We start from the raw sequence: 12,116 nt of genomic DNA, 5'->3' as shown, positions 1-12,116 counted from the left end.
TTGAGTGTGTGAACAATCAGGGAGCCGGCGTGCTTGTGGATCATGCGGGCGTGGCCGAGCTCAGCTCCATGTCGGCGGACGGAACCGTTTTGAAAATTGAGGAGCCCAAAAGGAGCAAGCATCCGGATCTGAAACGCGTAGACCGAGAGATGTCGTTCACAAACCCAGCGTGCTTTCGCTTACTCCTCAAAGGTTCTCTGATGGAATTCTATCTTGATGAAATCCTGATCGAAAGCTACGCCTTGCCAGCAGTTGCCAGTGGGAGAATTGGGCTGATCAACTCCTCAGCTAATCTCGAAAGCCTTAAAGCATGGAAATAATGAAAATCTATAATGCACTACTCATTACTGCTCTGATCACCTCGGTGTGCAGTGCTGAGGAACCGAAGACGGTCATCGAGACTCCTGTTATACCAAAAAAACCGCCAAAAACCTTAGGCATTCTCATCCTATGTATGATGTCCATGGTCACTTTGCCCACGGATGCAAAGCCTCCCAAAGCTCTACGCACAGGAAAGGTTTCCCAGAAAGAACAATACGCGGATTCCATACCTAAACCCACATTGAGCGAGGTTGCTTATGGTCCACATGAGCGCAATGTTATCGATTTCTGGAAAGCAAAATCAGAAAAGCCAACTCCTCTTGCATTTGTTATTCATGGAGGAGGGTGGAAAAATGGAAGCAAGGAGAGGCTCAGTCGTTTTGTCGATGCTCCTGCCTTGTTGAATGCGGGTATATCTGTGGTAGCGATCAACTATCGCTTGATCAAAAGCAACTCGGAGCTTCAGCCTCCAGTCCGAGCTCCCTTGTATGATGCGGCCCGTGCCCTCCAGTTTGTTAGGAGTAAGGCAAAGGAATGGAATATTGATAAAACCCGTATTGCAGCTTCGGGGAGTTCCGCAGGTGCCTGTTCCAGCCTGTGGTTGCTTTACCATGACGATTTAGCCGATTCTAAAAGTAAGGATTCTATCGCCCGGGAATCTACCCGGCTCTATTGTGCCGCAGTCAATAACGCTCAAACCAGCCTCGACCCGAAACAGTTGAAGGCATGGACGCCAAACAGCAAGTATGGTGGGCATGCATTCGGTATGAAGAGTTTTGACCAGTTCCTAGCCGAGCGGAAAAACATCCTGCCCTGGATACAGGAATACTCTCCTTACGCCCTGGTCAGTTCAGACGATCCACCGGTTTATCTTTACTACAAGGGTCCGGCACCAGCGATTGGGAAACCTCAGAAAGACCCCACCCACACTGCCAACTTCGGACTGAAACTTCAGGAGCGCAGCGAGGAACTCGGTTTGAGTTGTGAACTGGTCTACACGGGTGCAAAAAGGGTAAAACACAAAGACGCCACTGCATACCTCATCGCCGCACTCAAAATTAATTAATCAGCCAAAACACGAAATTTATGAGCCCAAAACTACTGATCGCTTTTCTTCTTCTGCCCATTTCTTTTGCCCATGCCATACCTGAAATTGCGGGCCCAATCACAGGTGATGTTCGGGCCAATCAAGTAACCCTATGGATGTATGCGCCATCCAAGTCCAAGTGTACTTTCAGCTACCGTGCGGAAGGTTCATTCAAAAAGGACAATAAGGCGGGCAAACTCACGGCCCTATCCAATCAGGCAGCAAAGGTCCCTGGGCAGATATTCAAATCGACCATGAATGGTCTGTCACCCGATACCCGTTACCAGTACCAGGTTTCGATTGATGGAAGGGCTGACCCAAAGTGGAAAGGATCATTGAAGACTGCACCCGTTGAGGGCACATCCACTGCATTCAGAATGGCCATTACTTCCTGTATGCATATCAAAAGGGCACAACGGTCCTGGAATCTTCTCCTTGAGGAGCAACCGGACCTACACCTCACTGTGGGCGATACCCATTATGCCGATACCACCGATCCTACGATACAGTTGCAACACCATTTGGCGTACCGTCGTAAGAAGGAATTTGCCAATGTACTTCGTCAGGTGCCCACTTATGCGATCTGGGACGATCATGATTACGGACCCAATAATTCGGATGGTACCGCCGAAGGAAAAGAATTTTCTTTGGCTGGCTGGAAGCAGGCTTGGCCCAACCCAGCATCCGGAACTCCCGATACCCCAGGTGCCTTTTTTAAATTCTCCCGGGGCGATGTTGAGTTTTTTGTGGTCGATGGCCGCTACCATCGATCGCCCAATGAATTACCAGATAATGATGAAAAACGCATGCTGGGTGATGCTCAATTTGAATGGCTTTTGAGCGGACTGAAAAACTCCAAGGCGAAGTTTAAGATCATTGCCTCCGGTAGTGTGCTCCATCACAGTAAAGTGGATGGATGGCGCATTTTTACCTTTTCCCGCCACCGTCTTTTTGATGCCATCAAAAAACACAAGATCTCGGGAGTTATGTATATCGGTGGGGACATGCACCAATCCTTGGTCTGGCAGCACCACGAGTCCGATCGAGTAGGGTACCCTATGATCGAGATCATGTCTTCCGGAATTACAAATGGTAAAGACTTGAGCTTTGCCACCATTGATTTCGACACCACCGTTGACGATCCTACTGCCCGAGTTCGTATAATCTATGGCAAAGGCAAGAAGGTTCATACCGATAAGACCTGGAAGCTCTCGCAACTAAGGCACTAAGGGTGCGCTTCATTAACTAACAGCAAAGGGAGCCAAAGTAATTATTGATGAGTTAAAGAGGGCTTCCTCATGTTTATCTTTCATCTAAGGTAATACAGTAAATAAAAGGATTAAGAAATAGGGAGATATGGAGAAAGATACTACGCACAGCACACTTATAATAAAGAAGTTGGGTGTAAGCATAGGGGCATTGCTTATCTTTCTAGGTGTGCCCGTGTTCTGGATCTGGTATTCATTTATTGGCCCGGGGTATTACGCGGAGTTTAATGATATCAAAACAAGTTTTAGCGATATGGAAGGAGTTGCCCTCATCGATGCATGGGGTCACGAGGATATTACTTTTGAAGACATCGGAGCTTTAGTAGAAGTTGAAGATAAGGGCCCTATAACCTTCGTCCAATTGTCCCCTGATTCCTTTTCATCCACCTCGAAAATCTGCCTGCAGTCGATCGGGCCTTATCAGTTTGAATATAATGGAACAGGATATGCCGGAGTTAAAAATAACGAAACAGGTGAGCCAATGATTTCTCAATTTCATGGTTCATCGATTGAAATCGGTGAGGATGGTTGGTTTGCAGATTTTTTTCCTTCCAAGATAGAGAAAGTGCAGGATGTATTCAAAAAGTATGATGAAATTTGCGAGGTTATTTCTAATTGGCCAGTATCCCCTCAAAAAGAATATCTCCGTCTTGGCGATGGAACGGAAATATGGTTCAGTGTGAAGAAAATCAAGTAGGCGTTCTCCAGTATCAGTGTGAAAAGTAATAAGATGCTGGCACTTTTATTTTTCTATTTCTCTATTTACCTCCGTTTTTGAATTGGTGGTGGGACTGTGGCTGTATTTAGTTTTGTATTAAAAAACGCTAAACGGATACGGTTGAAGTTCAATTAACTTCTTGTTTGGCTCTGTCTGTGAAAGTTCCCTTGGAGTCTATTTTGTCGCAAATCAACATAAGAAATACGCAATACAGGGTGTTTGTTTTTGAGTAAATTTGTTAGTGTTTGAATTAGTCTCCCCTTCCCTAATTCCATTCCTCCTGTAAATTTACTTTGCTGTAAGGTACTCATTATATTCTCCCAAACTTTCCTGACTTGTTTATCAAAAGCAGTGATTGTGAAATAATTTTCAACTTAAAAATATGAAAATGTTATTATCCAAAAGATTCCTCTTTTTGAGAAGAGTAGCCGGATCAACCATTTCTTGGTTTGCTTTAGTCGCTCTCATTGCTGTGGTACCCACATTTGCCGAAAAGGGTGGTATTACCAAGCTTCGGGTTCTGGCTTATAATGTAGCTTGTGGTCAGTGGGCCACACCTGAACAAATTGCAGAGGTTCTTAAACCTCTTAATCCAGACATCGTATTACTCAGCGAAGTACCCAAAGCGAACCGAGGCAAGAAGGTCAAGGATTGGTCGCATCGATTGGGAGATGCTCTCGGTCTGGGTCATGTACGAGTGGGAATGGTTTCCTCCGCGAATCACAAGGCTCCCAACTGGGGGGATGTAACCGGAAACTACGGAGGAAAGTTCAAGTCCGTTCTTAGTCGTACTCCACTTACGGAAGGCAAGGATTTCTTGCCAGAAGGTAGCGGATGGGCTCGGGCCAGTGCCTTTCGGGTAGAGACTGAAATTAATGGGCGAAAGTTAGCATTGTACAGTCTTCACTTACCGGGTTTCGCTCATCATAAGCGCCAACCTACTGAACTTTCTGCGTGGGAGGGTTCCAAACAAAAAGCGCTGGCAGATCATATAAATGCAGAAAAGAAGTCTTATGATGTAATTGTAGGCGGAGACTTTAATGAATGGACCGATGGGTTGGTCATGCGGTCTTTTTCGGAAGAGACTAAGATGGCAAATGCAACCCAGGAGAAATCAATCGATCATATCCTCTACAGGTCCAAGACTTCGATTAAGCTCCTTGAAAAAGGTCGGGATTGGGGACCCAAGAATCAAAATAAGGATAATGTAAAATCGAATGGGTGTTTATCCGACCACCCATGGGTTTGGTGTGAATTAGAAATCTCGGAGGTCGACTAAATTATGAAAAATCAAATTTACCCAATTCTTATTAGAACCGTTTTTCTGTTTATTTTATTTCTAGCCAGTTCTTTCCTGGGGCAAGCTGAAGAGTCCACGTTAAGGGTGATGTCCTACAATATCCACCGGGGTGGGCTGGTGTTGCTCAAACAACCTCTTTCACAAACTGCTAAGGTGATCCGATTGGCCAAGGCCGATATTGTCGGTATTCAGGAAACCCGTTCCCCCAAGGGAGACACCTTGGAGGATCTGGCCAAGTTGCTTGGATGGAATCATGACATGGGCAAAGGTTCCAATATTTTGACCCGTTATGAAATCGTTGACTCACTCTACAAAGGAGTAAAAGTAAAACTGGATTCGGGTAGTCATGCGTATGTTTTTAATGTTCATCTATCCTCCCATCCCTACCAACCTTATCAGCTTCTGAAAATCCGCCCAAAGTGGCACAAGCACACCAATAATATCACTTTCATCAAGACCGAGACTGAGGCCATTGAATGGGCAAAAAAGGCAAGGGGTGCAGAAATTGTAAAAGTACTTAAGCAGGTAAAGTTCATACCCGACAAACAGGCACCCGTTTTTGTGGTGGGGGATTTTAATGAGCCTTCCCATTTGGACTGGACGGATGCCGCCGCCAAGGTGGGTCGCCATCCAATCAAAGTCGCATACCCAACTTCCACGGAATTGGCCAAGGCTGGCTTTAGTGATTCGTACCGGAAGATCTATCCGGACGAGATGAAAAACCCGGGCATCACCTGGTCCCCTGCTTACAAAGTTGGTGATCCCCGTACTCATCATGACCGCATCGATTTTGTCTATTTTAAGGGCAAAGGCTTAGAATTAGAAGATGTAAAGATCCTCGGAGAAAACGTAGAGAATGCCGACCTTGTTGTTACTCCTTATCCCTCCGACCACCGTGCGGTAGTGGCGACCTTCACCGTAGCTAAATAACTTAATGCCTCGCAATTAAACTAACTATAATCTCAATTAGAATAATTAGATAAGATATATGAAGCATCGAAAACTTAGACTATTGGCAGGATTGATGATATGTAGCCTGTGCCCTGAATCGTATGCTGACGGTCTCTATTACTATCAACAGGTCGAACCCGGGAAGCCGAAGCAAATTGAGTGCGATCTCGTTGCCTACGGCGGCACACCGGCAAGTTTTGCTGCGACGCTTCAGGCAGCACGCATGGGAAAACGGGCTGTCCTGGTCTCGAACAACGGATTTGTAGGTGGACTGACCTCCGGAGGTCTAACGGCGGTCGATTGGGGTGCCAGGCGTACGATCGGTGGGATTGCCCAAGAGTTTTTTGCCCGTGCCCGTCCCTTAAAACCCTCCGTGGCCGAGAGGACATTTCTAAAGATGCTTTCGGAAGCCGGCGTTGAAGTCCTGCTGGATCGCTTCCTCACGAGGGTTGTGACAGAAGATGGTAAGCTGGTCTCGATCACCCTCGAGACGGGTGAGGCGATCACGGCAAAGATGTTCGTGGACGGAACCTATGAGGGCGATCTTTTGGCTGCCGCCAATGTCTCTTACACCGTCGGTCGCGAACCGCGGAGTGCCTACAAGGAATCACTGGCAGGGCAATGGCAGCTGGTGTCGTGGAAGGGGATATACCAGTTCTGTGGATTGCCCATCAGTCCTTATGTCAAGCCTGGTGATCCGACGTCCGGACTGCTTCCGGAGATCTCATCAGAACCCTACGGTAAACCGGGCGATGGGGATTATCGCGTCCAGGCCTACAACTTCCGAATGCATTTGACGAAAGCACGCGACAAGATCGCTTTTCCAAAACCTAATAACTATGATGCGGGTCGCTATGCCCTGCTGGCTCGGTTCCTGGACTTTGACCCGCAACCCAGATGGACTCTGCATTACGCTACCAAGCCGATGACCGATGGCCCTGTGCAAATGCGCAACGGGGACAGTAATAACGCCGGGAGCTTCTCCAGCGATTATGTGGGTGGATGTCATCGTTGGCCCGATGGCACCTATTCGCCGGAGAATTTTTCTACTCTGCCTCCGCCGCGCCGTGGTCTGCCGGTTCCGTTGCCCGAGTTGTATGAACTGCGGGAGAGGATCTTTCAGGACCATGTCAACTACCAGCAAGGACTCATGTACTTCCTGGCCAACGACGAACAGGTGCCAAAGAATTTGCAATCGCGGGTTAATCAATGGGGGCTTCCCCCGGGGGAATTCAAGGGGAGCGGTCATTGGCCACATCACCTCTATGTGCGGGAGGGACGACGCATGGTCTCAGATTATGTGATGGTTCAAGCCAATTGCGAAAACAAGCGCATGGTCAAGGACTCGGTGGGCATTGCCTCCTATGCGATGGACTCTCATTTCTGCCAACGCGTCGTTGTACAGGAAAACGGTGTAATCACGGTTCGCAACGAGGGCGGTTTTGGACACCATGTGAGGCCTTATCCCGTTTCGTATCGCTCGCTCGTCCCAAAGGAGGACGAATGCAGCAATTTGCTTGTGCCCCTTTGTCTGTCGGCTTCACATGTCGCCTACGGTTCAATCCGCATGGAGCCGGTCTTCATGATTCTAGGGCAGAGCGCCGGCACCGCCGCAGTTATGGCCATGGATGAAGGCATCGTTGTGCAGGATGTGGATTATACCAAACTGAAGGCAAGACTGCTTGCCGATAAGCAGAAGCTTTAGAAATAAGAATGAGGTTGTGAACCGCATCACTATATTTTCTTTGTCATTAGTATTGATGGCCCGGTTTTCGGTGGCGGCCACAACTGACAAACCTAATGTCGTACTCATTTTCGCTGACGATATTGGTTACGAAGGACTTGGGGCCTATGGTGGTTTGGATTTCAAAACACCGCATCTGAATCAAATGGCAAAAGAGGGACTTCGGTTTCAAAGCATGTACACCAGTTCCATCTGCACACCATCCCGGGTAAGTCTGCATACGGGAACCTATACCTTTCGGCATAAGCACACCGATATACTTCCGGTCCACAAGGGAACAAAACAGAAGGTTGACTTCAGGAAGATGCCAACCTTTGGGCAGCAGATCCAAAAGAATGGCTACATGACCGCAGTGACCGGTAAGTGGCAGTTGGCAACTTTGGAGCATTGGCCGAATCATATCCGAGAAGCCGGTTTTGACTCATGGTGTATCTGGCAGATTTGGCGGAACGGCAAGAAGACCGGACGGCACTGGAATCCTACATTCAATCGAGACGGAAAAGTCTTGGATGGATTGGAGAAACAATTCGGCCCGGATGTACTGGCCGATTATGTGATTGAGAAGATGACTGAGGCGACCCAAGTCCAAAAGCCTTTCTTCATTGTCCACAATGAGCTGCTGCCCCACTGGCCGTTAGTCCAGACACCGCAGGACCGAGCACTGAATCGAGAAGCCACGATGGGTAACATGATCGAATATATGGACACCCTTGTCGGCAGAATCCTCAAGAGCGTCAATGAACTCGGCATTAAGGACAACACCTATGTCTTCTTCATGGGCGACAATGGTTTACAGGTGAGCTATCGTAACAATGCTCTTTATAAGAATCCCCGTTTTGGGCAGCCAGGTGAGAACCAGCACACCCGTCATACACTCAAAGGCAATGTCGATGGCGCAAAGGCTGACCTGAATGATGCGGGATCTCATGTGCCGTTTATCGTCTGGGGTCCAAAATCGATTCCTGCCGGAGGCGTTAATCAGGAATTGGTTGATGTGGTCGATCTATTCGAGACCTTTTGCGAACTGACTGCCACAAAACACAGAGTCGAGACCGACGGGCGCAGTATTGTTAATCAAATCCATGGGAAGGATGGACCACCGCGGCGATGGGTCCACCAGGGATTACCCCAGGGCGAATCGATCTTCGATGGCGAGTGGCGCTATCTCATCAAGAGCGAAAAACTTATCGATGCACGTAAATTGCCAAAGGAGCGAGAGCTCAAAGGCTCCGAACTGGTGGAGAGCAAGGATATCATTGACCGCATGAAGAGCCTTTACAACAGAATCAAATCCAACGGACCTGCCGCACCGAAATCGGTGCCGCGGTATTAGCCCCAAAATTTACACCAGCCTTCAAAATAAAAAACCTACCATGCAAAACGCCCTAATAACCAATATGATTATTCGTACCTTCCTCTCTGCCTACTTTTTATGTGTTGGCTCTCTATTCGCGTTTGCGGAAACCACCAAGACGAAGCCAAATATTCTCTACATCATGGCGGATGATCTGGGCAAGGAGTGGATCAGTTGCTACGGAGCCGAGGATATTGAGACCCCGAGTATCGACGCACTCGCCGCTGGTGGGATGAAGTTTAATAATGCATACTCTATGCCGGCATGCACACCCTCGCGCACAACCCTGCTGACGGGTAAATATCCATGGCGCACCGGTTGGGCCAACCATTGGGATGTACCACGCTGGGGCGTGGGATACTTTGACTGGAAGAAAAAGGAAAACACCACCTTTGCCCGCTTGATGAAAGACTTGGGCTATGCCACCGCCGCGGCCGGAAAGTGGCAGATCAACGATTTCCGGATCGAGCCAGAGGCCATGAAAAAGCACGGCTTTGATGACTGGGCGATGTGGACGGGTGCGGAGTCATCCCCGGACGAAGAGCATGCGAAAAAATCAACCAGGCGCTATTGGGACCCGTACATTCATACCAAAGAAGGATCCAAGACCTACAAGGGTAAGTACGGTCCAGACCTATACACCGAGCACCTGATTCAGTTTATGCGAAAAAACAAAGAGCAACCCATGTGTATGTACTTTCCGATGGCCCAACCGCATACGCCTGTGGCTCACACCCCGGATGAACCTGATGCAAAAAGTGTCCTCGATCGGCACAAAGCGATGGTTCGATACATTGATAAAATGGTCGGTCAATTAGTCAAAGAAATCGATGACCTCGGTATCCGTGACCGTACGATTGTCATCTTTACCACCGACAATGGGTCGGCTCCTCCTCCCCGTGGTGTCATTGGTAGGCGCAACGGCCGAGAGGTCGTCGGGTCCAAGGGAACAGAAAAAGAAGCCGGAGTATGTGCTCCCTTTATCGTCAATTGCCCCGGTCTTGTCCCTGCCGGAGTGGAGAGCAAAGCCCTCACTGATTTTTCTGACATGATGCCCACTTTTGTGGAACTGGGTGGTGGGCAGTTACCCAGAGATCTCGTAGTCGATGGGTCCTCGATTGCACCATACCTGCTTGGGAAAACCAAGGATACGGAGCGCAAGTGGATCATGGCGTTGGGTTACGGTTCCGCGAAATTAACCAAAGATGGGATCCGGCCAACGAAGAAATTTTCTACCCGGGTGATTCGGGATAAACGCTTCAAGGCTTGGGTATCCAATGAAAAAAAGATCATCCGCTTGCATGACTTAAAGAGCGATCCTTGGGAGGAAAGCAACCTGATCGGCAGCGAGCTGGTACTGCACCAAAAGGCCCTGCAAAAATTTCAGGATGTGGTCGATATGCTGCCTAACAAGGATGCCCATCCATCCTATGAACCCCGCGCAGCCAATGCATGGGACCGGAAATAAAACCAAATAAGAAAGAAGTTTTTTTATGAGCATTCCAAGATTCTTACTACTCGGACTAGCGGCTAGCTTCACCACTGGGCTGAAAGCAGAGGACAAGCTGGTTCAAGAAAGCACCGTTCGGGTGATGACTTACAATGCTTTACATGGCGGAACGAAGCGTGGGCAACCCTTGTCCCAATCGGCCAAGATGATCGAGCTGGCGAAGGCAGATATCGTGGGTCTGCAGGAGATCGGCAATAATGTCCCGAAACTGGCGAATTTGCTGGGTTGGAATCATAGCGGTCCCTTCATCACGCGTTACGAAATTGTCGAGGAGTTACCTGATAGTGCCAAAAGGAATTCCGACGGCATGAAGGTCAAGCTGCCTTCAGGCCAGGAAGCCTACGTCTTCAATCTACACCTGCCCCACGGGCCGTACCAGCCCTTCCAGCTCTTGGGTCTGACTGCCGGCTACAGAGTGTATCCCAAAATAGATACCGAAGCCGAAGCGATTGCCGGAGCAAATAAGACGCGCGCCAGATTCATCGCACGACTTTTCAAACGGATAAATGCTCTTTCCGATCAAGAGGCGCCTATTTTTGTCGTCGGCGATTTCAACGAACCCTCATATCTGGACTGGACCGAAGCCGCAGCCAAGGCTGGTCGCCACCCCATGAAGGTGGAATTTCCCACCTCCTTGACGATGGCCAAGGCAGGATTTACGGATGCCTATCGCACGGTCCATCCCGACGAGATGGCAAAGCCCGGCTTCACCTGGACGACTCTCAAGAAAGCCGATGATCCTACGATCCACTATGACCGCATTGATTATGTTTATTTCAGAGGTAAGGGCGTGAAAGTAACCGCCGCAAAGGTCATCGGTGAAAACAAAGAGAACGGCGACATTGTCGTTTCGCCTTACCCCTCTGATCACCGCGCCGTGGTTACGACGTTTAGCCTAGCCAAGAAAATACCTCAAAAATGAAAAGAGCTTTTTACAAACCCCGATTAGTCACAGGAGTCATATTTTCTCTTCTATTCTTCTGCCCACCTGCGATATACGCATTCGAAGATGTTCCCATCATTCCCAGGTGCAAATCTCTGGAGCTCCATGAGGGCTTTTACCCACTGCAGCAGCAGATACGAATTAGCATCACCGGTGGAACCTCATCGGAGGATCAGCTCAAAGCGAATGCAGAGCGCTTTGCGGTGTACCTGCGTAAAGGCGCAGGGCTGAAGGTAACCTTAGTCGGTAAAGGAAAAGCAGGGGAATCTGAGATCAAGCTCCGCGTGGCCCCCAACATTTTTGAGGGTAAGGTGGTTGGCGCCTATCGTCTCAGTGTCGATCAGAAAGGTATTCACATCACCGGGGCGGATGCGCAGGGCGTGTTCTATGGCTTGCAGTCTTTAAAGCAGATGCTGCCTGCCGCCATCTTTCATCAGGACGATGCAGCCCATCGCGAGGCCTTCTCTGATCTGCGTATCGGTTTCGTCGAGATCGAAGATGCATCCCGCTTCAAATGGCGCGGGTTCATGCTGGATAGCTGTCGGCACATACAGACGATCGACAAGATCAAACAATACATCGACCTCATGGCGCTCTACAAAATGAACGTCTTCCACTGGCACCTGACCGAAGACGAGGCATGGCGCGCCGAGATCAAGAAGTATCCTAAACTCACCAGCATCGGTGGCTACCCCGGCGACCGTTCGAAAGAAGAAGAATTCAATGGCTACTACACGCAGGTGCAGATGCGGGAAATCGTGGCATATGCGCATGAACGCTACATCAAGGTCGTTCCGGAGTTTGATATTCCCGGGCATGTGAACGCGCTGTTGATGGCCTACCCTGAATATGGCTGCAATGACGGCGCCCCGCTCAAAATGGGCGAGCCCGGAATGCGTTCCTTTTCAAGTGCCGCGGGC

At 49.1% G+C, this 12,116-nt stretch carries 11 protein-coding genes; all 11 read left to right on the top strand.

The genetic code is table 11. From position 1 onward, the window contains the following. On the top strand, positions 1–320 hold a 320-nt coding region (locus ACKPQ5_RS00655; protein ID WP_407677156.1), incomplete at its 5' end, for a hypothetical protein. Then, on the top strand, positions 320–1,387 hold the full coding sequence (locus tag ACKPQ5_RS00650) for a carboxylesterase family protein (protein ID WP_407677155.1): 1,068 nt from the start codon (positions 320–322) through the stop codon (positions 1,385–1,387). The genes ACKPQ5_RS00655 and ACKPQ5_RS00650, both read left to right, overlap by 1 nt. A 20-nt stretch (positions 1,388–1,407) precedes the next feature. Continuing rightward, positions 1,408–2,637 carry an alkaline phosphatase D family protein gene (locus ACKPQ5_RS00645; protein ID WP_407677154.1) on the top strand — a complete coding sequence of 410 codons (1,230 nt, stop codon included), beginning with the start codon at positions 1,408–1,410 and terminating at the stop codon, positions 2,635–2,637. 127 nt (positions 2,638–2,764) lie between these two features. Further along, positions 2,765–3,373 (top strand): hypothetical protein, encoded by a 609-nt coding sequence (locus tag ACKPQ5_RS00640; protein ID WP_407677153.1) that lies wholly within the window; start codon positions 2,765–2,767, stop codon positions 3,371–3,373. A gap of 403 nt (positions 3,374–3,776) precedes the next feature. Continuing rightward, positions 3,777–4,673: an endonuclease/exonuclease/phosphatase family protein gene (locus ACKPQ5_RS00635; protein ID WP_407677152.1), complete on the top strand. Its 897-nt coding sequence runs from the start codon at positions 3,777–3,779 to the stop codon at positions 4,671–4,673. A gap of 3 nt (positions 4,674–4,676) precedes the next feature. Beyond that, positions 4,677–5,624 carry an endonuclease/exonuclease/phosphatase family protein gene (locus tag ACKPQ5_RS00630; RefSeq protein WP_407677151.1) on the top strand — a complete coding sequence of 316 codons (948 nt, stop codon included), beginning with the start codon at positions 4,677–4,679 and terminating at the stop codon, positions 5,622–5,624. A 58-nt stretch (positions 5,625–5,682) separates the two neighbouring features. Then, a complete protein-coding gene (locus ACKPQ5_RS00625; protein WP_407677150.1) occupies positions 5,683–7,350 on the top strand; it encodes an FAD-dependent oxidoreductase in 1,668 nt (555 codons plus the stop codon). 16 nt (positions 7,351–7,366) lie between these two features. Beyond that, a complete protein-coding gene (locus ACKPQ5_RS00620; RefSeq protein WP_407677149.1) occupies positions 7,367–8,722 on the top strand; it encodes a sulfatase-like hydrolase/transferase in 1,356 nt (451 codons plus the stop codon). Between the two features lie 40 nt (positions 8,723–8,762). Continuing rightward, a complete protein-coding gene (locus ACKPQ5_RS00615; RefSeq protein WP_407677148.1) occupies positions 8,763–10,211 on the top strand; it encodes a sulfatase-like hydrolase/transferase in 1,449 nt (482 codons plus the stop codon). A gap of 25 nt (positions 10,212–10,236) precedes the next feature. Beyond that, positions 10,237–11,175, top strand: a complete 939-nt coding sequence (locus ACKPQ5_RS00610; RefSeq protein WP_407677147.1) for an endonuclease/exonuclease/phosphatase family protein — start codon at positions 10,237–10,239, stop codon at positions 11,173–11,175. Beyond that, the coding region (locus ACKPQ5_RS00605) for a family 20 glycosylhydrolase (RefSeq protein WP_407677146.1) at positions 11,172–12,116 on the top strand (945 nt) is incomplete at its 3' end. The genes ACKPQ5_RS00610 and ACKPQ5_RS00605, both read left to right, overlap by 4 nt.

Origin of the sequence: Candidatus Seribacter sulfatis (genome assembly GCF_964187635.1) — a bacterium.
GTDB lineage: Bacteria > Verrucomicrobiota > Verrucomicrobiia > Opitutales > Seribacteraceae > Seribacter > Seribacter sulfatis.
Note: the sequence above shows the minus strand (reverse complement) of the source record. Positions and strands in the feature narration are given on the sequence as shown.

Excerpts from the sequence above, each read along its gene's own strand:
- ACKPQ5_RS00635 (WP_407677152.1), top strand. The coding sequence starts at position 3,777 with ATGAAAATGTTATTATCCAAAAGATTCCTCTTTTTGAGAAGAGTAGCC.
- ACKPQ5_RS00615 (WP_407677148.1), top strand. The coding sequence starts at position 8,763 with ATGCAAAACGCCCTAATAACCAATATGATTATTCGTACCTTCCTCTCT.
- ACKPQ5_RS00645 (WP_407677154.1), top strand. The coding sequence starts at position 1,408 with ATGAGCCCAAAACTACTGATCGCTTTTCTTCTTCTGCCCATTTCTTTT.
- ACKPQ5_RS00640 (WP_407677153.1), top strand. The coding sequence starts at position 2,765 with ATGGAGAAAGATACTACGCACAGCACACTTATAATAAAGAAGTTGGGT.
- ACKPQ5_RS00650 (WP_407677155.1), top strand. The coding sequence starts at position 320 with ATGAAAATCTATAATGCACTACTCATTACTGCTCTGATCACCTCGGTG.
- ACKPQ5_RS00630 (WP_407677151.1), top strand. The coding sequence starts at position 4,677 with ATGAAAAATCAAATTTACCCAATTCTTATTAGAACCGTTTTTCTGTTT.
- ACKPQ5_RS00625 (WP_407677150.1), top strand. The coding sequence starts at position 5,683 with ATGAAGCATCGAAAACTTAGACTATTGGCAGGATTGATGATATGTAGC.
- ACKPQ5_RS00610 (WP_407677147.1), top strand. The coding sequence starts at position 10,237 with ATGAGCATTCCAAGATTCTTACTACTCGGACTAGCGGCTAGCTTCACC.